This window comes from Enterococcus sp. FZMF, from assembly GCF_030263915.1.
GTDB lineage: Bacteria > Bacillota > Bacilli > Lactobacillales > Enterococcaceae > Enterococcus_D > Enterococcus_D casseliflavus.
In genome coordinates this window covers 1,877,579-1,902,761 of record NZ_CP127160.1, presented here as the reverse complement: position 1 = coordinate 1,902,761, position 25,183 = coordinate 1,877,579, and the positions used below count along the sequence as shown (strand labels likewise).

Sequence of the window (25,183 nt, the reverse complement as noted above, 5' to 3'; positions counted from 1 at the left end):
AAGAGTAGAGGAGCGGGTGACCAAATGACAATCAAAGTGATGTCAGTGTTCGGTACCAGACCGGAAGCCATCAAAATGGCGCCACTAGTTAAGGAATTGGAAAACGACCCGCGTTTTGAATCGATCGTTGTGGTGACGGCGCAGCATCGAGAAATGTTGGATCAAGTATTAACGGTTTTTGAGATCACACCAGACTATGATCTGGATATTATGACTTTAGGGCAAACTTTAACAGGGATCACCACCAAAGTTTTACTAGATCTAGAACCGATCCTGCAAAAAGAAACTCCTGATATCGTGCTGGTTCATGGGGATACGACCACCGCTTATGCAGCCGCAACGGCCGCCTTTTATCAGCAAATTCCTGTGGGGCATGTGGAAGCCGGTTTGCGCACATGGAACAAAAAATCTCCTTATCCAGAGGAAGCCAATCGTCAGTTAATCGATGTCTTAGCTGATTTTTATTTTGCGCCAACTTCCCAAAGCAAAAAAAATCTGCTGGCTGAAAACCGCAATGAGGCCGCGATTTATGTAACAGGTAATACCGCCATTGATGCGATGCGTTATACGATCTCGGAGGAATACCAGCATCCAGATCTTTCCGCAGCAGATCAAACCATGATCCTACTAACAATGCATCGTCGAGAAAACTTAGGTGCTCCGATGCAGCAGGTCTTTCGTGCTTTAGCGCAGATCGCAAAAGAGAAGCCAACGATCAAAGTGGTTTTCCCTATGCATAAGAATCCTCAAGTGCGAGGGATTGCTCAGGAGATTCTTGGGGAACTAGCAAATGTTACGTTGATTGAACCTTTAGACGTCATTGATTTTCATAACGTTGCGAATCAAAGTACCTTGATTTTGACGGATTCCGGTGGTGTTCAAGAAGAAGCGCCGTCATTAGGTGTTCCTGTTTTGGTCTTGCGAGATACAACAGAGCGTCCCGAAGGCATTGCTGCAGGTACGTTAAAACTGATCGGTACGTCTGAAGCTGCGGTTTATCAAGAAACAAAGCGACTGCTAGAAGATCCAGAAGCTTACAATGCCATGGCACATGCAGAAAATCCATACGGCGATGGGAAAGCAAGCCAGCGAATCCTGCAAATTTTAGCCGATCATTTTTCGTGAGAGCTAGAGTGAATAATAATTCTCCCAGTATAGGGGAACATAGAGAAAGAGGCAGCTGTTTGTTACATGGCTGTCTTTTTATATACATGAAACCTGCGGGAACGCCGTTTCCATTTTTTCGTTGATTGTGACAAACGAAGAAGCTTGATTAAGTGTGAGTTTCGCTTTGAAAGGATTTCTGTTCATCTGCTCGTATATAAAGGTTTATCAAGTATAAAATCACATCGGTTCTTTAATGTTGTTATTTTATTGTAAGACCTTTCATTTGAAAACCTATGGAAAACTTTGAAAAAAGGGTACTTTTTTCCTTAGATGCTGTTGACATTGGTTAGGATAGCAGTTATTATGTGGGTAGTTGGAAGAAAGACTTCCGACGAACTGACATTTTATACAAATAATTGTTAGGTGAGGCTCCTATATGGACACAAGCTGCTGCCGCAAAAGCATCGAGAGATGCTTAGTTGGTAGGACAGGTCTAATCGTGAAGGTTAAACCCAAAGCAGCTGATAGCAAATTTGCTATCTACGCCCTATAGTGCTAAAGCTCTACAATGATCATGAGTTTTTTACGCATGCTTATTGGGAGCGTGCGTTTTTTTGTGTCTTTTGCGCGCGTTCCACAGTGACTTACCTAATAAAAAGAAAGGAAGATTCACATGGAATACCCCAGTCCCCAGATGAAACAGCGGAGTAGTTATCGAATCGCTAGGGGTGGCGCAAGCAACTCCTAAGTGCTAGGAGGAAAAAAAGATGTTAAAAAAACTATCGAAAGATCAAGAACTAAAATTACTTGCAAAATTGACCGAAAGAGAATTATTGATGGAGATGCGGACCTCCTTTCAAGGGTTATCGGAAGAAGATGCTGCAGAACGTTTAGCAGAGTATGGTCCAAACAAAGTCGACGCACAAAAACCAACACCCGCTTGGTTGATGATCTTAGGCGCTTTTAAAGATCCCTTTGTGTTAGTTTTAGCCCTATTAATGATTATTTCTTTTGTAACAGGCGATATTGAAGCAGTGATCGTGATGGGGATCATGATTTTAGCCAGTGTCATGATTACTTTCGTCCAAGAATACCGTTCCCAAAAAGCAAGCTTAGCGTTAAAAGAACTTATTGAAAATACTTGTTCCGTAACCAGAGATGGAATCACGAGAGAAATTCCAATGGATGAAGTCGTTCCTGGAGACATCGTCACCTTAGCAACTGGCGACATGATCCCTGCGGATGCGATCTTGATTTGGACCAAAGATTTATTTATCAATCAATCTTCATTAACAGGCGAATCAATGCCCGTTGAAAAATTTGTCGATGCTGGGATCAAAGAAAGCGATGAACAAATTTCTGCACTAGATATGCAAGATCTTGTTTTCATGGGTACCGATGTTTTAAGTGGTCAAGGAAAAGCCATTATTTTGAAAACCGGTCAAAGTACATTCTTTGGCGATATTGCTAAAAATGCGACCACGAAACGCGGCAAAACAACCTTTGAAGATGGCTTAACGAAAGTCAGCAAACTATTGTTGCGAATGGTCATGGTTCTTTTCCCAATCGTTTTATTGATCAATGGATTAACCAAGGGTGATTGGGGCGAAGCGTTGTTCTTCGCGATTGCAGTAGCAGTTGGTTTGACGCCAGAAATGCTACCAATGATCGTTACCAGTAACTTAGCCAAAGGGGCGATCTCTTTGTCAAAAGAAAAAGTGATCGTCAAAGAATTGCCTTCGATTCAAAACTTAGGTGCAATGGATGTATTATGTACCGATAAAACGGGTACGATCACCGAAGATCGTGTCGTGCTGGTACAACATTTAAACCCGTTTGGCGTAGAAGATAAACAAGTTCTTGATATGACCTATTTAAATTCTTACTATCAAACAGGGTGGAAAAACCTGATGGATATCGCAGTGCTAAACTACTATGAAGAAGAAGGTTTGGCAGCGCCATTTAACGATGTGACAAAAATCGATGAGATTCCTTTTGACTTTTCACGTCGTCGCTTGACGGTTGTTGTCAATGCGGATGGTCATCAACTGATGGTCACAAAAGGTGCAGCTGAAGAAATGGAACAAGTCTGCAAATACGTAGAAGTTGATGGCAAAGTGATGGAATTGACTCCTCAATTGAGAGAGCAATTACGTCAAGTGAACCTGCGCTTGAATAAACAAGGAATGCGCGTGTTGACAGTTGCCGTAAAACGCGATGCTCACGCAGATGCCGTTTATTCTGTAGCAGACGAACAAGACATGATCATGATTGGCTTTATGGGCTTCTTAGATCCAGCAAAAGAAACAGCCAAAACAGCGATTGCTTCTTTACACGGTCATGGCATTAATGTCAAAGTGTTGACTGGAGATAATGCGATCGTTGCGCAAAAAGTTTGCCGAGATGTTGGTATCGATGCAGATGAACACTTATTGGGAACCGATATTGATCATCTGTCAGATGAAGAGTTAGCAGCGAAAGCTGCAAAAACCAATCTGTTTGCAAAATTAAACCCAATGCAAAAATCACGAATCATTGAAACCATTCAAGCAGCAGGCCATACAGTCGGCTTTATGGGAGATGGCATCAACGATGCGCCTGCTTTACGCACGGCAGATGTTGGCATCTCGGTTGATACAGCAGCGGATATCACCAAAGATGCCAGCTCGATCATTTTATTAGAAAAAAGTTTAAATGTCCTTGATAAAGGGGTCATCGAAGGGCGAAAAGTATTTACCAATATGATGAAGTACATCAAAATGACGTTGAGTTCGAACTTCGGGAATGTCTTCTCGATCTTAGTTGCTAGTGCCTTTTTACCTTTCTTACCAATGTTGTCCATTCAATTGTTGGTTCAAAACTTGGTGTACGATATGGCACAATTGACGATTCCATGGGACAACGTAGACAAAGCAGAGTTAGAAAAACCAGTCAAATGGCAAGTAGGCGGACTATTGAAGTTTACCGTCGGCATTGGACCGGTCAGCAGCATCTTTGATATTTTGACCTTCTTTGTGATGTGGCATGTCTTTAGTGCAAATACGATCCAAGAGCAAGCCTTGTTCCAAGCAGGATGGTTTATGATCGGCTTAACGACACAAACCTTAGTCGTTCACATGATCCGAACAAGAAAATTACCATTTATCAATAGTATTGCTTCACCGGCAGTCTTGATCTCCAGCGTCCTAGCAATTGCAGTTGGCTTCTTAGTTATCTTGACGCCATTGCACACAGTCTTCGATTTTGCGGCGCTGCCATCAAGCTACTGGCCATGGTTTATTGGTATCAATTTCGCTTATTTAGTAACAGTTGAATTTGCCAAACGCATTTACATTCATGTGACGAAAGAATGGATTTAAAAAAACAGGTCGGCGTTCTTCCTATGGAGGGGAGAATTGCCGATCTGTTTCTTTTTATCCAATCTCTGTATTATTTTTTTCTCATCTTAAGAAAATTCTTTTTGATTCAAGTCGAATCCTTCACAAGTAATAAAAGGAGGTTAATGGTAAATCTGTTTAGCCAAATGATGATTGCTGTACTATTCTTAAATAAAAAAAAGAATCTGAAAAGAAAAAATTGAAGAAAGCGATTGCTTTAATGTGATAAATTTCACTAATGTTTTCTTAAGAGTTGCTACAGTGGGAATTGTTTTATTAAAAAAAATACCCTTTTCACTTGTCATTTTCGAAGTTAAATGATAATTTATAAGAGTAAATGAAATTTCGATAGTACAGATTTAAACCCTGTTACATACGAAAGTGAATTTTTATATCAGAGAGGAAAGTGTGTCAAGATGGCAAAAAAACAAAAAGCACTTGATTTCCAAGCGATTTTGGAGCAAGTCAATGCAGATTTTCCAACTTACCAAGCTTTGGACAAAGACGGGAAAATTGTAAATCAAGAGTTAGTACCAGATTTAAGTGACGACGAATTAGTTGAATTGATGACTCGTATGGTATGGTCTCGTGTATTAGACCAACGCTCAACTGCGTTAAACCGTCAAGGTCGTCTAGGTTTCTTCGCGCCAACTGCTGGACAAGAAGCAAGCCAATTAGCAAGTCAATTTGCTTTTGAAAAAGAAGACGTTCTATTACCAGGTTACCGTGATGTACCACAATTGATCCAACACGGTCTGCCATTGAAAGAAGCGTTCTTATGGTCACGTGGTCACGTTGCTGGGAACCTTTACCCAGAAGATTTAAAAGCATTGCCACCACAAATCATCATCGGTGCACAATACGTCCAAGCAGCCGGCGTTGCTTTAGGATTGAAAAAACGCAATAAGAAAAATGTTGTATTCACTTATACAGGTGATGGCGGTTCTTCACAAGGGGACTTCTATGAAGCAATCAACTTTGCAGGGGCATACCATGCAAACGCTGTATTCTACATCCAAAACAATGGTTTTGCGATCTCTACACCTCGTGAAGTACAAAGTGCGGCACCAACATTGGCACAAAAAGCAGCAGCAGCTGGGATCCCTGGTATCCAAGTTGACGGTATGGATCCATTGGCAGTGTACTATGTTTCTAAAGCAGCTCGTGAATGGGCAGCAAACGGCAACGGTCCTGTATTGATTGAAACCTTGACTTACCGTTACGGTCCACATACATTGTCTGGTGATGATCCAACCCGTTACCGTTCAAAAGACATGGACAGCGAATGGCAACAAAAAGATCCATTGGTACGTTTCCGTACTTACCTAACTGAAAAAGGACTTTGGTCTGAAGAAAAAGAAGAACAAGTCATTGAACAAACAAAAGAAGAAATCAAAGCAGCGATCGCTGAAGCTGACCGCGTGCCAAAACAAAAAGTTTCAGATTTCTTGAAAAACATGTTTGAAGTTCAACCACAAAACATTAAAGAACAAATTGCAACTTACGAAGCGAAGGAGTCGAAATAGTCATGGCACAAAAAACAATGATTCAAGCAATTACAGATGCCTTAGCTGTTGAAATGGAAAATGACAAAGAGATTTTAGTCTTTGGTGAAGATGTCGGTAAAAACGGCGGGGTTTTCCGTGCAACAGAAGGTTTACAAGAAAAATTCGGCGAAGCTCGTGTCTTCGATACCCCTCTTGCTGAATCTGGTATCGGCGGCTTGGCTTTCGGTTTAGCATTAGAAGGTTTCCGTCCAGTTCCAGAAATCCAATTCTTTGGTTTCGTATTTGAAACCTTTGACGAAATCGTTGGTCAAATGGCGCGTACTCGTTACCGTATGGGTGGTACACGTAATTTACCAATCACTATTCGTTCACCATTTGGTGGCGGTGTGCACACACCAGAATTGCACTCAGATAACTTGGAAGGATTGATCGCTCAATCACCTGGTATCCGTGTCGTTATTCCATCAAACCCATATGATGCAAAAGGATTATTGATTGCTTCTATCCGCAGCAATGACCCAGTTGTTTTCTTAGAGCACATGAAACTTTACCGTTCATTCCGTGAAGAAGTGCCGGAAGAAGCATACGAAGTTCCTTTAGACAAAGCAGCAGTAACTCGTGAAGGTTCTGATGTTTCCATCATCACTTATGGTGCGATGGTTCGTGAAGCAATCAAAGCTGCTGACAACTTAGCGAAAGAAAACATCAACGCTGAAATCATCGACTTGCGTACAGTTGCTCCTCTTGATGTTGAAACGATCATCAAATCAGTTGAAAAAACTGGTCGTGTGGTTGTCGTTCAAGAAGCACAAAAACAAGCAGGTGTTGGCGCTCAAGTCGTTTCTGAAATTTCTGAACGTGCGGTTCTATCACTAGAAGCTCCAATCGGACGCGTGTCTGCACCAGATACGATCTTCCCATTCGGTCAAGCTGAAAACATTTGGTTGCCAAATGCAAAAGACATCGAAGACAAAGTGAAAGAAATCGTGAACTTTTAATAGTTGAAGAAGGGAAGAATAGAAAATGGCATTTCAATTTAAATTACCGGATATCGGTGAAGGAATTGCAGAAGGCGAAATCGTAAAATGGTTCGTCAAAGCAGGGGATACCATCAATGAAGATGATACCTTACTAGAAGTTCAAAATGATAAATCAGTGGAAGAAATTCCATCTCCAGTAACAGGAACAGTGAAAAACATCGTTGTCCCTGAAGGTACAGTCGCAAACGTTGGGGATGTCCTTGTTGAGATCGATGCACCAGGACATGAAGACAACGAAGGCGATGAAGGTGTAGCAGCAGAGTCTCAAACACCAGCAAAACCAGCGGCAGAACCTACAACGGAAACGGCTGAAGCATCAGCTGGTTCTTCTGAAGGTTCAGGCGTTTTCCAATTCAAATTACCAGATATCGGTGAAGGTATTGCAGAAGGTGAAATCGTAAAATGGTTCGTTAAAGCAGGAGATACCATCAATGAAGATGATACGTTGCTTGAAGTTCAAAACGACAAATCAGTGGAAGAAATTCCATCTCCAGTAACAGGAACAGTGAAAAACATCGTTGTTGCTGAAGGAACAGTCGCAAATGTTGGGGATGTTTTAGTTGAAATCGACGCACCTGGTCACAACAGTGCGCCTGCTTCATCAAGCACATCTGCAGAAGCACCAAAAGAAAAAGTGGAAACTTCTGGTTCAGCAAGTGTTGTTGAAGCAGCAGATCCTAACAAACGCGTCTTGGCTATGCCTTCTGTCCGTCAATTTGCTCGTGAAAAAGATGTTGATATTTCTCAAGTATCAGCAACAGGTAAAGGCGGCCGTGTAACAAAAGAAGACATCGAAAACTTCCTATCAGGTGGCGGACAAGCTGCAAAAGCTGAAACTCAAGCTCCTGCGAAAGAAGAAACAAAAGCTGCAGCAACTGAAAGCAAACCAGCAGCTCCAGCAAAAGCCTTCAAATCAAACTTAGGTGATTTAGAAGAACGTGTGGCCTTAACACCTACACGTAAAGCAATCGCTAAAGCGATGGTAAACAGCAAACAAACAGCACCTCATGTAACCTTGCATGATGAAGTTGAAGTAACAAACCTATGGGATAACCGTAAGAAATTCAAAGAAGTTGCTGCTGCAAACGGCACAAAACTTACTTTCTTACCATATGTTGTGAAAGCATTGACTGCAACAGTGAAAAAATTCCCTATCTTGAATGCGTCGATCGATGATGCAAAACAAGAGATCGTATACAAAAACTATTACAACATCGGTATCGCAACAGATACTGACCATGGTTTGTATGTACCAAACGTAAAAGATGCAGATCGTAAAGGCATGTTTGCTATCGCTGATGAAATCAACGAAAAAGCAAAACTTGCTCATGACGGCAAATTAGCTGCAGATGATATGCGTAACGGTACCATCACGATCAGTAACATCGGTTCAGTTGGTGGCGGCTGGTTCACACCAGTAATCAACTACCCTGAAGTAGCTATTTTGGGTGTAGGTACGATCGCGCAACAACCAATCGTAAACGCTGAAGGCGAAATCGTTGTCGGACGTGTGATGAAACTTTCATTAAGCTTCGACCACCGTATCGTTGATGGCGCAACAGCGCAACAAGCAATGAATAATATCAAACGTCTATTAGCTGATCCAGAGCTATTAATGATGGAAGGATGATTAACAAATGGTAGTTGGAGATTTTGCTGTTGAATTAGATACAGTTGTAATCGGTGCGGGACCTGGCGGCTATGTAGCTGCCATCCGCGCTGCTGAAATGGGACAAAAAGTAGCAATCATTGAAAGAGAATACATCGGCGGCGTTTGTTTAAACGTTGGTTGTATCCCTTCAAAAGCTTTGATCGCTGCAGGTCATCATTACCAAGAATCTTTGGATTCAACAATGTTTGGTGTAACAAGTGAAAATGTTTCCCTTGATTTTACCAAAACACAAGAATGGAAAGACAACAAAGTCGTTAAAACGTTAACTTCTGGTGTTGGTTTCCTATTGAAAAAACATAAAGTTGAAACAATTGAAGGAGAAGCTTTCTTCGTTGATGATCACACATTGCGTGTCATCCACCCAGATTCAGCACAAACTTACTCTTTCAACAATGCAATCATCGCAACAGGTTCTCGTCCAATTGAAATCCCTGGTTTCAAATTCGGCGGACGTGTCCTTGATTCAACTGGCGGATTGGCATTAAAAGAAGTTCCTAAAAAATTCGTTGTTATCGGTGGCGGTGTCATCGGTTCTGAACTAGGTGCAGCGTATGCAAACCTAGGTGCAGAAGTAACGATCCTTGAAGGTTCTCCTCAAATCTTGCCAACCTATGAAAAAGACATGGTCAAATTGGTTGAAGAAGACTTTGCGAAAAAAGGTGTAACAGTCGTTACCAACGCAATGGCGAAAGAAGCAATTGACAATGGCGATAGCGTAACTGTGAAATATGCCGTAGATGGTAAAGAAGAATCAGTTACTGCTGATTACGTGATGGTTACTGTTGGCCGTCGTCCAAATACTGATGACATGGGCTTGGAACAAGCAGGTGTTGAAGTAGGCGAACGCGGATTGATCACGGTTGACAAACAAGGCCGTACCAACGTATCAAACATCTACGCAATTGGTGATATCGTTCCTGGTGCTGCATTAGCACATAAAGCCAGCTACGAAGCAAAAATCGCTGCTGAAGCAATCTCTGGCAAAAAAGTTGCTGTTGATTACAAAGCGATGCCTGCAGTTGCCTTTACTGACCCAGAATTGGCTTCTGTCGGTATGACCATCAAAGATGCCAAGGATGCTGGAATTGAAGCAAAAGCATTCAAATTCCCATTCTCAGGTAACGGTCGTGCGTTATCTCTAGGAAAAACCGAAGGATTCATTCGCTTAGTAACAACGGTTGAAGACAATGTGATCATCGGTGCGCAAATTGCTGGTTTAGGAGCAAGCGATATGGTTTCAGAACTTGCTCTTGCTATTGAATCTGGCATGAACGCAGAAGATATCGCGTTAACCATCCATCCACATCCATCTCTAGGTGAGATCACAATGGATGCTGCTGAGTTAGCTCTAGGTTTACCAATCCACATTTAAGCTTTTTGAAACTCGTTCATCATTTGGTGAACGAGTTTTTTTATCACCAAAAATAAAGCGATCCTAAGTTATTGACAGAATCTTCTGTAAATGATACGATGCTCTTAATATTTTAACCGTTGATGAGGAAAGTACATTGATTTGGCAAGCCTAGAGAGTCTTCGTAGGGTGCAAGAAGAACTTGTAGAATCAATCGAAAATGGCCTCAGAGGTGATCTTCTGAACTTGTACGAAAGATAAGAAGATCCGGGTGCGCCCGCTATCGCGTCAGAGTATAACGACGTTTATTTGTCGCGTACTTGCTGAGAAGCATGCTGGAAAGTCTGCTTGAATAAAGGTGGTAACACGTAAACACGTCCTTTGATATCTCGATATCAGAGGGCTTTTTTATTTGTATTATTAAGGAGGAATAGTATGACAGAAAGATTTGAGACGATTCAATTACACGGAGGACAAACACCAGATCCTACCACAGGGAGTCGCGCCGTACCCATTTATCAAACCACATCGTATGTGTTTGAGGACGCAGATCAAGCGGCAGCGAGATTTAGTCTTAGTGAGAATGGCAATATCTATACCCGTATTACCAATCCGACAACGGCTGTTCTAGAAGAACGATTAGCCCTCTTAGAAGGCGGTGTCGGTGCGTTAGCAACGGCTTCTGGCTCAGCAGCGATCACCTATGCGATTTTAAATCTTGCACAAGCAGGAGATCATATCGTTTCTGCTGCTTCAATTTATGGGGGGACCTATAATTTATTCGCTCATACGTTGCCAGATTTTGGCATCACTACAAGCTTTGTTGATAGTGAAGATCTGGCAGCACTAAAAGCAGCCATCCAAGAAAATACTAAAGCAGTTTTTCTAGAGTCTTTAGGCAATCCAGATATTGATATTGCCGACTTTAAAAAGATTGCAGCGATCGCTCATGAAGCAGGGATTCCCCTCATCATTGACAATACCTTTGCGACTCCCTATCTGTTTCGAGGATTTGAGCATGGGGCGGACATCGTCGTTTATTCCACGACAAAATACCTCGGTGGTCACGGCGCTGCTTTGGGAGGGGCCATTATCGACAGCGGCAACTTTGATTGGACAAATGGCAAATTTCCCAAGCTGGTCGATCCCGATCATAGCTACCATGGAATCTCATGGGTAGAAGCCGCTGGTAACGCTGCCTATATCACTCGAGCACGAACGATTCTTTTACGGGATACAGGCGCTGCGATTTCTCCCTTCAATTCATGGGTGTTGCTGTTAGGCATCGAGACGCTTTCGTTGCGGATGGAACGTCATGTAGAAAATGCGCAACAAGTTGCTGAATTTTTAGCCAAGCACTCGGAAGTCTCTTGGGTTCATTTCCCAACACTGCCGGACAGCCCCTATTTTGAACGGGCGCAGGAGTATTTCCCCAAAGGGACCAGTTCCGTCTTTTCCTTTGGATTAAAGGGTGGATCAGAAGCAAGCAAAACCTTTTGTGGCGCAACCAAGCTCTTCTCTTTGCTGGCAAATGTCGGGGATGCAAAGTCCTTGATCATCCATCCAGCTTCGACGACCCATTCCCAGCTTAGCGTAGAAGAACTTGCAGCAGCCAAAATTCGTCCAGAGACGATTCGCCTATCCATTGGATTGGAAAACATCAACGATCTATTGGAAGATCTCACGCAAGCCTTCCAACAGCTCTAAATAGTTGAAGCAGTAGGAAAAGCGCAGGATACTATGCTGCGCTTTTTTGTTGTCGGTTAGTGTTTCAAATAAAACTGCGGTTTCTGTTGTTAGAAGGATAGTAAATCCATCGGTTCTATGCTATATTTAGTTGCTAAGGAATATGGATAAGGTGGGGGATGTATGCGTAATCATGCAAGTGACAAGAGGATTCGGTTTTACTACACAAGTTTGCAATTTCTTTATTGGATGATGTTTTGCTCAATCTATGGCTTTGCGACGCTTTTTTTGATTTATTTCAAGGTCGATCCAGCAAAAATTGGCGGTATTTTAGCCTTAGTCAATATTGCGTCTACGATTTTGCAGCCCTTCATCAGTCAAGTCATTATCAAAAAAAGTAAAGTACCGCTGATCGTTGTCTTGAAAACGATGACAATCGGCGTGGTCGCGGTGCTCTTAGCAGGTGTGATTTTCCCTGCATTATCAATACTGACCTATGTCTTAGGAGGGATTTTGCTCGTTTCCATGCAGTCCTTTCTCAACGCCTTGGCGTTTGAATACACGAATAGCGGCAACAAAATCAATTTTGGCTTTTCGCGTGCGGGTGGGTCACTAGGATTTGCGGGGACCTCCTTTTTACTGGGGCAGCTCTTGGAGGAGTTTTCGGCAGCCCTTTTGCCAATGATCGCTATCGGGCAGGCCGTTTTGTTTCTCATTATTTTGCTTTTGCTGCCAGCGATCAAGAAGCCAGAAATGCCCGTGATGCTGACAGAACAAAGTCATTCAGGTGCCTTTTTGAAGAAATATCCTTTTCTACTCTTTCTCTTTGTCGGGTTTAGCTTTCTTTTCAGCTTCCACACGATGATCAACAGCTTTTTGGCACAAATTTTTGCCAATATTGGCGGTGGCAGTAAGGAAGTTGGCATCGCCCTGATGGTTGCGGCGTTATGCGAATTGCCAGGCATGATTTTCTTTGAACAGTTAGTGAGGATACGGTCTAGCCGTTTTTGGCTGTTGTTTTCCAGTGTTGCCTTTGCCATTCGTGGGGTGCTCATGCTGTTGATCAGCTCCATTATCTTGATGGAATTGAGCCATTTGATGCAAGGGGTTAGTTTTGCTTTGTTTATTCCAGCTTCGGCTTATTTGTTCAACCATAGTTTGGCAGATGAAGATCGGGTTTTTGGACAAACGATTATTATCATTGCTACCACGATCGGTGGCGTGATTGGCAATCTTTTGGGCGGGATGCTGATCCAAAGCTTCGGTGTTTGGGAAATGCTTTTGATTGGGACTGGGTTTGCCGTTCTAGGTGCTGCATTGACCTTTATCGGTGTGAAAAAAATCCCTAAAAGTAACAAGAAACTAGCGATCCTAAGCGAATGATCGATAGGTAGAAAAAAGAGTTGCGGCCGTATTTGCTTCGGTCGCAACTCTTTTGAATCTGATTAACGGGTACTATTTCTTTTCTAATACAGCGATAAATTCCCGCATATAGTCTGGTAGATCTGGAGGACGGCGGCTGGAAACGATATGTCCATCCGTAACCACAGGTGTATCCACCCATGTGGCTCCAGCATTTGTCATATCATCTTTGATGCCTGGTGTACTGGTGACCGTCTTGCCTTGCAGGATATTCGCAGAAATCAAGACCCAGCCTGCATGACAGATTTGACCAATGACTTTTTCGTCTTTGTCCATCGTTTGCACGAAAGAGATGACCTCTGGGAAACGTCGTAATTTATCAGGCGCCCAACCACCTGGAACTAAGATGGCATCGTAGTCATCGGCATGAATATCAGAAAAAGCATAGGCTGATTCTGCGGGTACACCGTATTTGCCAATATACGTTTTATGCGCTTCTTCACCGACTAAATCGACTTGCGCGCCTTCTTCCCGTAACCGATGGACCGGGTACCACAGTTCTAAATCTTCGAAATCATTGTCGACTAAGGCAATGATTTTTTTGTTTTCTAAACGCAAGAGAATTCCTCCTTTTTCTTGTTATTCTTACTGTAACATCATGCAAAGAGAAACACCAAAAGTATGCTTCTTAAAAAATGCCAAGAAGCTATTTTGAGAATGGTCATTCAGAGAAATGGTAGTGATGTAAGCGTTGTAATCATTAGGAAAGTAAGAGATAATGAAAGAAAGCCAAAGGAGGCGAAGATGTGGAAGCATTCGAAAATGCTCGAAAATTTATTTACAAAAACGCGCGCCCTTTAGACCTTGCTCGTTGGCAGTATCATTTTGAAAATGGATCTCGCGAGGCTGTACTACAGGCGTTACAATTCTACCAAAATGAAGATGGTGGGTATGGGCATGGTTTGGAACCTGATCATTGGAATCCCAACAGTACACCGATTGCAGTGTGGGAGGCATGTCGAATTTTAAGAGAGCTTAAATGCCTTCATTCGACAAATCCACAAGTCCAAGGGATTTTAAGGTATTTAGCTAGTGGAAAAGAGTTTTCTGAAGGGAAATGGTTCAACCAAGTGCCGTCAACGGTATCCTATCCGCATGCGATTTGGTGGGAGAGTCCTGTAGGCGTGCCAGCAGACAACCCAACAGTAAGTCTAGCTGGTATGATCTTAAAAACAGGGGAAGCTACCCTCTATCAAAAAGCACAAGAAATCGTCGAAACAGCAGTTGCAAGTTTCCTTAAGGAGCCAACCAGTGAAATGCACACATTAGTCGTCTATCTAGAATTATTACAAGACTGTGAAGAAATCCAGTATCAGCCTGTTTTAGCAAATGAACGCTTTCGCGAGATCTTATTCCAGCAAATTCGCCATACTGTCTCAAACGAGCCAGAAGAGTGGTTCACGTCTTATGTCAGCAAACCTTCAAATTTTTTCTTTACAAGAGAGCAGCTGCTTGGGATCTTTAGTGAAGAATTATGTAAAAAAGAAGCCCAAGAAATTTTAAAATACCAACAAGAAGATGGATCATTTGTCATTCCATGGCAATGGGGAACGGATTACCCAGAGTTTTTCATAAGTAAACAGTGGTGGAAATCAATTACTATCATTAAAAATTTTTTGTTTTTGCAGGCTTTTCTAGACGAACCTTTTTGAAATCGGTCATTTTCTAATAAGCAATCTCGTTGAAAGAACAAAGGAATTTCCTTCTTATTTGAGATTCATGGGTTTCAGCTTCTAAAAATCTGAATAGTTTGTATACAAGAGGTACATTCATTGCTAGGATGTACCTTTTTTGCAGCGGAGGCTCTGACCTATTTTTAATTTTGTGGTACACTGAATAAGATGAATAGGAGTGGTAATATGCGGGATTATCAATATCCTCTTGACTTAGATTGGTCGACAGATGAAATGGTCGTCGTCATGAAGATGTGGGAACGATTAGAACAAGCCTATGAAAAAGGCCTTCCTAGTAGCACGTTTCTTGAGGCGTATCAAGCCTTTAAGAAAGTCGTTCCTAGCATTGGCGAGGAACGCCGTTTAGGCAGAGAATTTGAAGAACTATCAGGCTATTCGCTGTACCATGCTGTGCAGGCAGCGAAAAAGACTGAGGGAAAACTAAAAATGAAAGGGTAGATCAACGAATGCATGAAATCGTTAATGAAGTTCGCCAGTGGATGATCGCTGCAGGTGAAACGATCAAAGACAATTTAAATAAAGAAGACTTAGTGGTCGAGACAAAATCAGGACGGAAAGACTTAGTGACAGAATTGGATAAAGCCACGCAAGATTTTCTGATTGGTAAGATCCAATCCTATGATCCGGATGCCAAAATTTTAGGTGAAGAAAACGGACTGGACACACTTGCCGACATGAGTGGGCGGGTCTTCATCATTGATCCGATCGATGGAACGATGAATTTCGTGTTAGAAAAAGAAAACTTTTGTATCATGATCGCGATTTACGAAGAGGGCAAAGGGCGCTTTGGCTTTGTCTATAATGTTATGAAAGATGAATTCTTATGGGGTGGGCCAGAGATTGGTGTCTATAACAATGGCAAGCAGATCGAACCGCCGAAAGATATTGCCTTATCCGAAGGTCTCGTTGGCTTGAATTCGCCCATGTTGATCCATAACCGCCACCACGAAACCGAGGTCAGTGACAAAGCATTAGGCATTCGTATGACTGGCTGTGCTGGGGTAGAGCTGATTGCCCTCGCTAAAGGACAAAGAGCAGGCTATCTTTCTCATCTTGCGCCATGGGATTATGCGCCAGGGGGCGTTTTGTTAGAAACCCTTGGATTAAAAATGGCAAACATCAAAGGAGAGCCGCTATCCTTGAATGGACGGGAATTGTTCGTAGGCGGTACACCGAAAGCTTTTGAAGAATTATTGGCGATCGTCAATCAATAAGAAAAAGCCAGATATTTAATAAATATCTGGCTTTTTCTGTAAAAATGAAAACTTTGCACTATATTTCAGAAAGAAATTCTGGTATAATGGCTTGTCGAGTGCAATGTCACCAAAAAAGGAGTTTATAAATTGAATATTAGAAATGATATCCGCAACGTCGCTATTATTGCCCACGTTGACCACGGAAAAACTACATTAGTTGATGAATTATTGAAACAATCCCAAACGTTAGATAGCCATACCCAATTACAAGAACGGGCGATGGATTCAAATGCGATCGAAAAAGAACGTGGTATCACGATCTTAGCGAAAAATACAGCGGTTGAATACAACGGAACCAAAATCAATATCATGGATACCCCAGGACACGCGGACTTCGGTGGTGAAGTAGAGCGGATCATGAAAATGGTCGATGGTGTTGTTTTAGTTGTTGATGCTTATGAAGGAACGATGCCTCAAACACGTTTCGTATTGAAAAAAGCGTTGGAACAACATTTAGTCCCAATCGTTGTTGTTAACAAAATCGACAAACCATCTGCTCGTCCTGAGCACGTGGTAGATGAAGTATTAGAACTATTTATCGAATTAGGTGCAGACGATGACCAATTGGACTTCCCAGTGATCTACGCTTCAGCGATCAACGGAACCTCAAGTGAATCAGATGATCCTGCCGATCAACAAAAAACGATGGCACCATTGTTTGATACGATCGTAAAACACATTCCAGCGCCAATCGACAACAGCGATGAGCCATTGCAATTCCAAGTATCTTTACTTGATTACAATGACTACGTTGGACGTATCGGAATCGGACGTGTCTTCCGTGGAACGATCAAAGTTGGTGACCAAGTTGCTTTGATGAAACTTGATGGCCAAGTGAAGAAATTCCGTGTCACAAAATTATTCGGTTTCTTCGGTTTGAAACGATTAGAGATCCAAGAAGCGAAAGCTGGCGATTTGATCGCTGTTTCTGGGATGGAAGACATCTTCGTTGGTGAAACAGTCACACCGATCGATCACCAAGATTCATTGCCTGTTTTACACATTGATGAGCCAACGTTACAAATGACCTTTGTCGTGAACAACTCACCATTTGCAGGTCGTGAAGGGAAATTCGTAACCGCTCGTAAAATTGAAGAACGCTTGATGGCGCAACTACAAACAGACGTGTCTCTACGTGTTGAACCAATCGGACCAGATTCTTGGACTGTTTCAGGACGTGGCGAACTTCATTTGTCGATCTTGATCGAAAACATGCGTCGTGAAGGCTTTGAATTGCAAGTTTCTCGTCCAGAAGTTATCGAACGCGAAATCGATGGCGTGAAATGCGAACCATTTGAACGAGTGCAAATCGACACACCAGAAGAATACATGGGTTCAGTGATTGAATCACTAGGGATTCGTAAAGCAGAAATGCAAGATATGATCAATACAGGAAATGGACAAGTACGGATCATTTTCTTAGCACCAGCTCGTGGCTTGATCGGCTATACGACAGAATTCCTATCAATGACTCGCGGCTACGGTATCATGCACCACACCTTCGACCAATACTTGCCAATGATTCAAGGGCAAATCGGCGGACGCCACCACGGCGCACTTGTATCGATCGATACAGGAAAAGCAACGACTTACTCAATCATGAGTATTGAAGAACGTGGAACGGTCTTCGTTGAACCAGGTACTGAAGTATATGAAGGAATGATCGTCGGCGAAAACTCTCGTGACAATGACTTAACGGTCAATATTACGAAGGCAAAACAAATGACCAACGTCCGTTCAGCGACGAAAGACCAAACATCTGTCATCAAGAAACCAAGAATCCTTTCACTAGAAGAATCATTGGAGTTCTTGAACGATGACGAATACTGTGAAGTAACACCAGAAAGCATTCGTTTGAGAAAACAAATCTTAAACAAGAGCGAACGGGAAAAATCACAGAAAAAGAAAAAAACAGCTGACAAATAAACAATGATCGAGGTTTTTACCAACTTCTGATCTGTTCGATTTTCCGAAGGATGGAAAAGGGATTGCTCCTGTGGTGCAGCGGCTCTTCGCCGCACCCCCTAGAAAAGCAATCAGCCGATTTCCCTCCTTCGGTTCTTTTTTGCACGTCTACCCGATCTGTTGAACCGTTAAAATAAGCAGCGCTTGCAATTTCGACCATTCCTTCTTAAAATGGAGAAAGCAAGCACAAAGGAGAAATCTATGAAAAATTATCCTGTTAAAAAGAATCAGGAACTTGAAGTCGATATTTTGGACCTTTCCCATGAAGGAAATGGGATCGCCAAAGTCGATGGGTACTTATTATTTATTGAAAACACCCTGCCAAATGAACGTGCCTTAGTCAAAGTGTTGAAAGTCGGCAACAAATTTGGTTTTGCCAAAGTGATGAAGCTGTTGCAAGCAAGTCCTGATCGGCAAGAATTACCGAATGAAGCATTGTTGCGCACCGGGATCGCCCCATTGGGTCATTTGAGCTATGACAAACAATTAGCCTTCAAACAGCAGCAAGTAGAGAATGTTTTGGCTAAAATCGCCAAACTGCCTGAAATCAAGGTCAAGGCACCAATCGGAATGGAAAAACCATTTGGTTACCGCAACAAAGCGCAAATCCCTGTGCAAAAGATTCATGGAAAATTAACGACTGGATTTTACCACAAAAACAGCCATACTCTGGTACCGATCGAAGACTTTTATATTCAAGATCCAAACATCGATCAAGCAATCATCAAAGTCAGAGATATTTTGCAGCGCTTCAATGTCAAAGCCTACAATGAAGAAGCCCATGAAGGGTTCTTACGCCACATTGTCGTTCGTCGTGGGCATCACTCAGGTGAAATGATGGTCGTATTAGTGACACGTAAACCGAAATTCTTCAAGGGAGAAGAGATCGCGGAAGTGATCCACGAAGAGATTCCAGAAGTTGTTTCTGTCATTCAAAACATCAATGAAGAAAAAACCAATGTGATCATGGGCGAGTTCGAGCGTGTCTTGTATGGCAAGTCATCGATCGATGATCAATTATTAGGCAAAACCTTCCAAATCTCAGCGAAATCTTTCTACCAAGTCAACACAGCGCAAACAGAAGTCTTGTACCAAACCGCCTTCGAGATGGCACAACTGTCTGAAAATGATATCGTTGTGGATGCCTATGCAGGAATCGGAACGATCGGAATCAGTTTGGCTGATCGCGTGAAAGAAGTGTTAGGGATGGAAGTCATTCCTGAAGCAGTGAACGATGCCAAAGCCAATGCCAAAAGAAATGGTGTCGAAAACGTGCATTACTTTATCGGTAAAGCCGAAAAGATCATGCCGCAATGGCTACGTGAAGGCATTCAACCGACGGTCGTCTTCGTTGATCCACCTCGCAAAGGTTTAGATGCCAGCTTTATTGAAACGACCGCTGCAGTTAAACCAGAGCGCATCGTTTACATTTCCTGCAATCCAGCAACCTTGGCTCGTGACCTCGCGTTGTTTGAAGAAGAAGGGTATGTGACAAAAGAAGTCCAACCTGTTGATTTGTTCCCACAAACGACCCATGTGGAGTGTGTCGTGTTGTTAGAACGTCGTTAAGAAAAACGAGTTCTTTTCAGTGATTTTGACCGTGAGTTCTTTTTATGGTAATTGTCATAAAGTCTTACGATAACAAAGTTACTAGAGAAGGCGAGTCAATTGAGAAATAAGCAACTATAACCCATCTGTCTATCTAATTACTTCGATTGTAACGTTTGGAATGGATGAAATATAAAACCAGAAACTGGAACAGAAAGACACTCTTTTTTGTTCCAGTTTTTTTGTTCTTTCTCACTAATGATGAGCGGGGAGAAAATCAATGCAAAAAGCAGGGAAGCTACAAATATGCAGACAGCCAAATCCTTTAACAAAATGGTTTGTCAGCAATTTATAGTTAATGTGTATAAAAATATGGCATGGCGTGATTAGAAAGTATTATAATAAACGTAGTGAATAGAAAATTTTGTTAGGAGGGATTGTACATGGCAACGATTCGTGCATTTTCACACAAAGAGATTACACCGCAAAATACGCATTTGTCGAGCTTTAAAGTGTTGATAGAGTCAGCTTTTTATGGGAACAATGTCACTTGGATTCATGATCTAGCCACTGCCTATCACTTAGCAAAAGAATCTTCTGGCGCTATTCTTACGGATATGCCGGTAACACACACCAAGGAGTTAGGACTACCAAAGGATGCAAAAGTCATCGTGTTTAATGACGGAAAAGTGGTTGGACGGACAGCGGCAGCTCGACGCATCATCGGGCATCCTGGAATCCAGCGAGAATTATATGAAGACATTTTGCGAGATGCCTTATACCAAGGAACCCGCAAGCAATTTTATGGTGGTGAAGTTGTTGTAGGATTAGATGAAGCGTTTATGGTCAAAGCTCACCTGTTGATACCAGAGCACTATGAAACCAACTTTTACTCTTATTTGTTGAATTTTCAATTGATGACGAAATCATGGGAAGAAAGGTACCAACGTTCCAAAGAATATCCAGAGACGGACATTTTTTTGTACGCTGATCCAGATTGGTCTCATCCTGATTTTCCTTATGGACTGTCTCTTTTTGATCCTGAACACAATGTTGCGGCAGTCTTAGGTTTAAACTATTTTGGTGAATTGAAAAAAGCGACATTAACTTTGGCTTGGGCTACCGCGCATCGCCATGACTTTGTGGCGTGTCATGGGGGAATGAAGCAGTATCAGTTACCGAATCGAACATTTACGATGGCTGCTTTTGGTCTTTCAGGATCAGGAAAATCGACCATCACATTGGCAGAACATGGTGGCAAATATGAGATCAAGGTTCTGCATGACGATGCATTTGTGATTAATCAAACAAATGGTGCCTCCACTGCTCTGGAACCTTCTTATTTTGATAAAACGCAAGACTATCCATTAACTAACCCAAATGTCCGCTACTTTATCACCTGTCAAAATGTTGGGGTTACTTTAGACGAGAAAGGAAAAAAGGTCCTCGTGACCCAAGATATTCGTAATGGGAATGGTCGAACTGTCAAATCACGATATGTCACACCTAATCGGGTGGACCATTTAGATTCGCCGATCGATGCAGTATTTTGGATCATGAAAGATGACACGCTGCCTCCTGTAGTAAAAATTGACGATCCGATTTTAGCCGCTGTTTTTGGGTTGACCTTAGCTACGAAGCGCACGACAGCTGAACATATTGTCGAGACCACGGATATAGATAAACTGGTCATCGAACCTTATGCCAATCCATTTAGAGTCTATCCTTTAGGGGAAGATTTTGCCCATTTCATGCACTTGTTTAAAGAAAACCAAACGGCTTGTTACATTTTAAATACAGGCTTTTACAAAGACAAGAAAGTCACGCCTGAAGTCACGCTGACATCGATTGAAAAAATTGTGGAAGGTGAGGCTAAATTTAAAAATTTCGGCGGGATCACCGAAATGAGTTTCCTGCCAGTAACAGGCTTTAAAGTCGATTTTCAAGATGCCTCCTATGTTGCTCATTTAAGAGAGCGGATGCAAGGACGGCTGGACTTTATTTTGGCTCAAGAGACAGAAAACGATGGCTATAATAAGTTGCCTAAAGAAGTAGCAACGGCAATGGAAAAGGTGATTTCTACATTAAGTGAGCTTCCTAGCTAATTTAGTTGAATCAAACTTCCGCAAGCGGCTTTTTTCCTGAAACACTTATTTTGTTTGCCAGAAAGGAGCGAATATGAACATTCAGTTTCACCATATCCAAATTACAGTCAATGATGTAAAAAAAGCAGAAGGCTTTTATGATCAATTATTTGCACTATTAGGTTTTGACCTCCAGAAGAAATATTCTGGGTATTTAGAACATGTCGATATGGAAGTAGTAGAATATATAGGCGATTCATTTGATTTCGGCATTTGTTCCCCACGAAAAGAATGGAAGAACGAGAAAATCGATTCAAGAAAACCTGGCTCTGTTCAGCATATAGCATTTAAAGCGGAAAGCCGCGAAGTCGTAGATGCGATCTTTCCCAAAATAAAAGCTTTAGGGGTAAAGATCCTTCACGATCGACCAATGGAGTACAAAGAGCGCATCGCCCCTAATTACTATGCCTTATTCTTTGAAAGCCCAGAAGGCATTCGTTTTGAACTATTTCATTATGCCTGATTCCTTAAACTAAAAGAGCGTGGCATGAACTTGTTGCGTGAGCGTGTTTCTATTCAGGTGATCTTTCATTGTGGGGTTCGTATAACCATGCGATTTCAGAGACAAACTTTTTTTAAACCTGTCATCAGTATAACTAGAACACTCTTTTTTAAAAGTAGGTCCGTCTAGAAAAAACTATTTGTTTTCTAAAATTCATTTGGATAATTCAAAAACAAAAACCTAACACATGTTTAAAAAAACGTTCGAATGTTTATCATTCTAGAAGCGATTGCACCGTGGGTCAATGAGGATTATTGGGTTGATTGCACGACACTTAAGAGATGGAGGAAGATCAATATGGATCAGAGGGTTCAGCAAGACATCGAAGCAATCATTTCCCATCAATATGATCATGGCGCCGATTTATGGTCGACGCCAGACCATAAATTACTAAAAGGAGCACCCTTTGCGACCTTAGAAAGTCCTCTTTATTTACTTGAACTTGGCATGTCACGTGAGGAGAACTTATTAAAAGAGACAGCCGCATTAATCTTTCAAGGATGGAGAGAAGACGGCAGATTTAAAATTTCTCCGTCAGGGGGGATCTATCCATGTCATACAGCGTTGGCTTTGCGAACGCTGTGTGCTCTTGGTTACGCAAGGGACCAGCGGCTGCAACAGACCTTTCACTATTTTCTTGCTACTCAGGAAGCAGATGGCGGCTGGAAGTGCAATAAGTATAGTTTTGGTCGCGGCCCTGAGACCCACTTTTCCACGCCAATGACGACGTTAACGGTCCTTGATGCTTTTCGCTATACTCATGATCGTGAAAAAATGGAAACGCTTAAGCAAGCAAGCGAATTTTTGCTTGCTCATTGGGAGCTCCGTCAGCCAATCAGTCCCTGTCAGTATGGGATGGGTACATTATTTATGCAGACAGAATACCCCTTTAGAGGATACAATCTTTTTTATTATCTGTATGTCTTGTCTTTTTATCCTTCTGCCAGAAAAGACGCACGATTTTTGGAGGCTTTGCAGCAGTTTGAATCGAAAGTTCAAAATGGCAATGTCATCGTAGAACGGGTCGTACCCAAACTGGGGAAACTGAATTTTTGCCAAAAAGGGCATATCAGTCCCTTTGCCACACAGCGTTACCAAGAAATTCTTGCTCGATTGGCAGAGGATTGAGGAAAAACAGCCCTTTGAAAGGTTCCCCCCATCTAGACGATTCTTTTTCTTTTCTGGTACACTGTCTGTAAAGAAGCAAGTGATTAATCAACAGAGAGGAGAAAGACATGCAAAAAATATATCTTGTTGAAGATGATGCAACGATCGTCTCTGTTCTAGCAGAATATTTACAGCAATGGGGGTACGAATGTGTTTCCGCGAAGAATTTTGCTAGCATCTTGCAAGAGTTTCATGAGATCAAACCGGATCTCGTTCTTTTAGATATTTCGCTGCCTTATTACAACGGGTATCATTGGTGCCAAGAAATTCGCAAGAAGTCAGAAGTGCCGATCATTTTCCTTTCGTCGATGGATCAACAGATGAATCAGATCATGGCGATGAACATGGGAGCAGATGATTATTTAACAAAACCCTTTGATTTAGCCTTCGTTTTGGCAAAAATCCAAGCATTGCTGCGGCGGAGCTATCAGTATAGCCACCAACAAGCGCTGACCTTTGAGATAGGGCAAGTAACCTTTTATCCCACAGAAAATGTATTAAAAAAACAGGGGGAACAGTTGCCACTGTCTCCAAATGAAGCTCGGATTCTTTCCTTGCTTTTGCAGCATCGAGGGAAGATCGTAGCCAAAGAGACCATCATTGAAATGCTCTGGAATAGTGAAGAATTCATCGATAATAACACATTAGCGGTCAATATGACCCGCTTGCGAAAAAAATTAAGCCAGATCGAACTATCCGATTTGATCCAGACGGTAAAGAATAAAGGGTATTTGATAGAAAAGGAACACGCCTATGACTAACGTGAAAGAATATTTCGTCCTTTATGGAAAGTTTTATCTCGTTTACCTGCTGTTTAGTGCGGGCCTATTTGGGCTATTCTTTCTCCACAGCCTTTCGTTGGAGCCCTTCATTGACTATGTGGTCTTTTCAGGGGTGATCTTAGGGGGACTTTCCCTTTTTCATTATTTTCGTTACGCACAAAAAAGAAAGCAGCTGCAGCATTTATTAAGAAAAGAACGTATGACGGAAGCGGCGTTGGCGTTCTTACCTGCCACTCGAAATCGTTTAGAAGACGAATACCAAGCCCTTCTTAAACAATTGGCAAGAGAAAAAACCACTTCTGATTACAAGGCAGCGTTAAAAAATGAAGAAATTTATGAAGATTTCGGCCTATGGCTTCATCAAATCAAAACGCCTCTAGCTGCGCTAGATCTTTTGGTCCAAAGCGATTCGTTGTCACCGACGGAGGTCAAAGCGGAATTATTTAAGGTGAATGATTACTTGCAAATGATGTTGAATTATTTACGACAAAATTTAGCGAATGAAGATTTTGTCTTTGAGTCGATTGCTTTAGCGCCCCTCGTTCGTCAAACGATCAAAAAGTATGCCTTGTTTTTCTCGAAAAAGAATCTGCAACTGGACATGGCGGTGGATTTGACGGTGACATCCGATCGAAAGTGGCTCGTTTTTATTTTTGAACAGGTTCTTTTCAACAGCTTGAAGTATACCGAAACTGGTGGCATCAACGTTTTCACTAAAGACAATGCCTTAGTGATTCAAGATAGCGGCATTGGTATTCGTAAGGAAGACTTACCAAGGGTGTTTGAGAAAGGATATACGGGACAAAATGGTCGCTTTCAGCAACGAGCGAGCGGCCTAGGCTTATATATGAGTCAACAAGCGGCTGAAAAAATCGGCTGCCGTTTAGCGATTGATTCTGAAGTAGGACAGGGAACCATCGTCACACTTCATTTTCCCACCACAAATAACGGATAGCCGCAAA

General features: G+C 42.1%; 19 protein-coding genes, 1 riboswitch and 1 other annotated feature. Of the genes, 18 read left to right on the top strand and 1 reads right to left on the bottom strand.

What is annotated here, in order from left to right; translation table 11 throughout:
* Positions 1 to 24 precede the first annotated feature (24 nt).
* The 8 genes from wecB (at position 25) to QN079_RS09170 (ending at position 13,124) form a co-directional block, all read left to right on the top strand.
* Positions 25 to 1,125, top strand: coding sequence for a non-hydrolyzing UDP-N-acetylglucosamine 2-epimerase (gene wecB / locus QN079_RS09205; protein WP_142974097.1), 1,101 nt, complete (start codon positions 25 to 27; stop codon positions 1,123 to 1,125).
* A 390-nt stretch (positions 1,126 to 1,515) separates the two neighbouring features.
* Positions 1,516 to 1,687, top strand: a riboswitch (M-box (ykoK) riboswitch).
* A gap of 187 nt (positions 1,688 to 1,874) precedes the next feature.
* Complete coding sequence (gene mgtA, locus QN079_RS09200) at positions 1,875 to 4,466, top strand: magnesium-translocating P-type ATPase (protein ID WP_289229575.1); 2,592 nt, start codon at positions 1,875 to 1,877, stop codon at positions 4,464 to 4,466.
* Positions 4,467 to 4,900: 434 nt separating this feature from the next.
* Positions 4,901 to 6,010 carry a pyruvate dehydrogenase (acetyl-transferring) E1 component subunit alpha gene (gene pdhA / locus QN079_RS09195; RefSeq protein ID WP_005231936.1) on the top strand — a complete coding sequence of 370 codons (1,110 nt, stop codon included), beginning with the start codon at positions 4,901 to 4,903 and terminating at the stop codon, positions 6,008 to 6,010.
* 2 nt (positions 6,011 to 6,012) lie between these two features.
* On the top strand, positions 6,013 to 6,990 hold the full coding sequence (locus QN079_RS09190; protein ID WP_289229574.1) for an alpha-ketoacid dehydrogenase subunit beta: 978 nt from the start codon (positions 6,013 to 6,015) through the stop codon (positions 6,988 to 6,990).
* Positions 6,991 to 7,015: 25 nt separating this feature from the next.
* Positions 7,016 to 8,662, top strand: coding sequence for a dihydrolipoyllysine-residue acetyltransferase (locus QN079_RS09185; RefSeq protein WP_015509880.1), 1,647 nt, complete (start codon positions 7,016 to 7,018; stop codon positions 8,660 to 8,662).
* A 7-nt stretch (positions 8,663 to 8,669) separates the two neighbouring features.
* On the top strand, positions 8,670 to 10,076 hold the full coding sequence (gene lpdA, locus QN079_RS09180) for a dihydrolipoyl dehydrogenase (RefSeq protein WP_005230052.1): 1,407 nt from the start codon (positions 8,670 to 8,672) through the stop codon (positions 10,074 to 10,076).
* A gap of 110 nt (positions 10,077 to 10,186) precedes the next feature.
* Positions 10,187 to 10,440: a binding site (T-box leader), on the top strand.
* A 50-nt stretch (positions 10,441 to 10,490) separates the two neighbouring features.
* Complete coding sequence (locus tag QN079_RS09175; protein ID WP_074932646.1) at positions 10,491 to 11,762, top strand: O-acetylhomoserine aminocarboxypropyltransferase/cysteine synthase family protein; 1,272 nt, start codon at positions 10,491 to 10,493, stop codon at positions 11,760 to 11,762.
* Between the two features lie 162 nt (positions 11,763 to 11,924).
* Complete coding sequence (locus QN079_RS09170; protein ID WP_289229573.1) at positions 11,925 to 13,124, top strand: MFS transporter; 1,200 nt, start codon at positions 11,925 to 11,927, stop codon at positions 13,122 to 13,124.
* Positions 13,125 to 13,196: 72 nt separating this feature from the next.
* Here the strand turns inward: QN079_RS09170 and QN079_RS09165 are convergent, their stop codons facing one another.
* Positions 13,197 to 13,721: a type 1 glutamine amidotransferase domain-containing protein gene (locus QN079_RS09165; protein ID WP_005230058.1), complete on the bottom strand. Its 525-nt coding sequence runs from the start codon at positions 13,719 to 13,721 to the stop codon at positions 13,197 to 13,199.
* A 188-nt stretch (positions 13,722 to 13,909) separates the two neighbouring features.
* Here QN079_RS09165 and QN079_RS09160 point away from each other — a divergent pair, with 188 nt between their 5' ends.
* The 10 genes from QN079_RS09160 to QN079_RS09115 all read left to right on the top strand — a co-directional run bounded on the left by QN079_RS09160 (position 13,910) and on the right by QN079_RS09115 (position 25,176).
* Positions 13,910 to 14,815, top strand: coding sequence for a hypothetical protein (locus tag QN079_RS09160; protein ID WP_271772738.1), 906 nt, complete (start codon positions 13,910 to 13,912; stop codon positions 14,813 to 14,815).
* 207 nt (positions 14,816 to 15,022) lie between these two features.
* A complete protein-coding gene (locus tag QN079_RS09155) occupies positions 15,023 to 15,295 on the top strand; it encodes a UPF0223 family protein (protein WP_008381425.1) in 273 nt (90 codons plus the stop codon).
* An 8-nt stretch (positions 15,296 to 15,303) separates the two neighbouring features.
* Positions 15,304 to 16,071 (top strand): inositol monophosphatase family protein, encoded by a 768-nt coding sequence (locus tag QN079_RS09150; protein WP_005230062.1) that lies wholly within the window; start codon positions 15,304 to 15,306, stop codon positions 16,069 to 16,071.
* A gap of 129 nt (positions 16,072 to 16,200) precedes the next feature.
* Complete coding sequence (gene typA / locus QN079_RS09145) at positions 16,201 to 18,039, top strand: translational GTPase TypA (protein WP_005230064.1); 1,839 nt, start codon at positions 16,201 to 16,203, stop codon at positions 18,037 to 18,039.
* Between the two features lie 240 nt (positions 18,040 to 18,279).
* Entirely contained in the window at positions 18,280 to 19,647 is a 1,368-nt protein-coding gene (rlmD, locus tag QN079_RS09140; RefSeq protein ID WP_289229572.1) for a 23S rRNA (uracil(1939)-C(5))-methyltransferase RlmD, read from the top strand.
* A 422-nt stretch (positions 19,648 to 20,069) separates the two neighbouring features.
* A complete protein-coding gene (locus QN079_RS09135) occupies positions 20,070 to 21,731 on the top strand; it encodes a phosphoenolpyruvate carboxykinase (ATP) (protein WP_289229571.1) in 1,662 nt (553 codons plus the stop codon).
* Positions 21,732 to 21,804: 73 nt separating this feature from the next.
* Positions 21,805 to 22,233, top strand: coding sequence for a VOC family protein (locus tag QN079_RS09130; protein WP_289229570.1), 429 nt, complete (start codon positions 21,805 to 21,807; stop codon positions 22,231 to 22,233).
* 336 nt (positions 22,234 to 22,569) lie between these two features.
* Positions 22,570 to 23,400: a prenyltransferase gene (locus QN079_RS09125; protein ID WP_289229569.1), complete on the top strand. Its 831-nt coding sequence runs from the start codon at positions 22,570 to 22,572 to the stop codon at positions 23,398 to 23,400.
* 107 nt (positions 23,401 to 23,507) lie between these two features.
* The gene (locus QN079_RS09120) at positions 23,508 to 24,200 is read left to right on the top strand and encodes a response regulator transcription factor (protein ID WP_010749609.1); all 693 of its coding nucleotides are present in this window, start codon (positions 23,508 to 23,510) and stop codon (positions 24,198 to 24,200) included.
* Entirely contained in the window at positions 24,193 to 25,176 is a 984-nt protein-coding gene (locus QN079_RS09115) for a sensor histidine kinase (RefSeq protein WP_142974086.1), read from the top strand. Before QN079_RS09120 ends, QN079_RS09115 begins: the two co-directional genes overlap by 8 nt.
* Positions 25,177 to 25,183 lie beyond the last annotated feature (7 nt).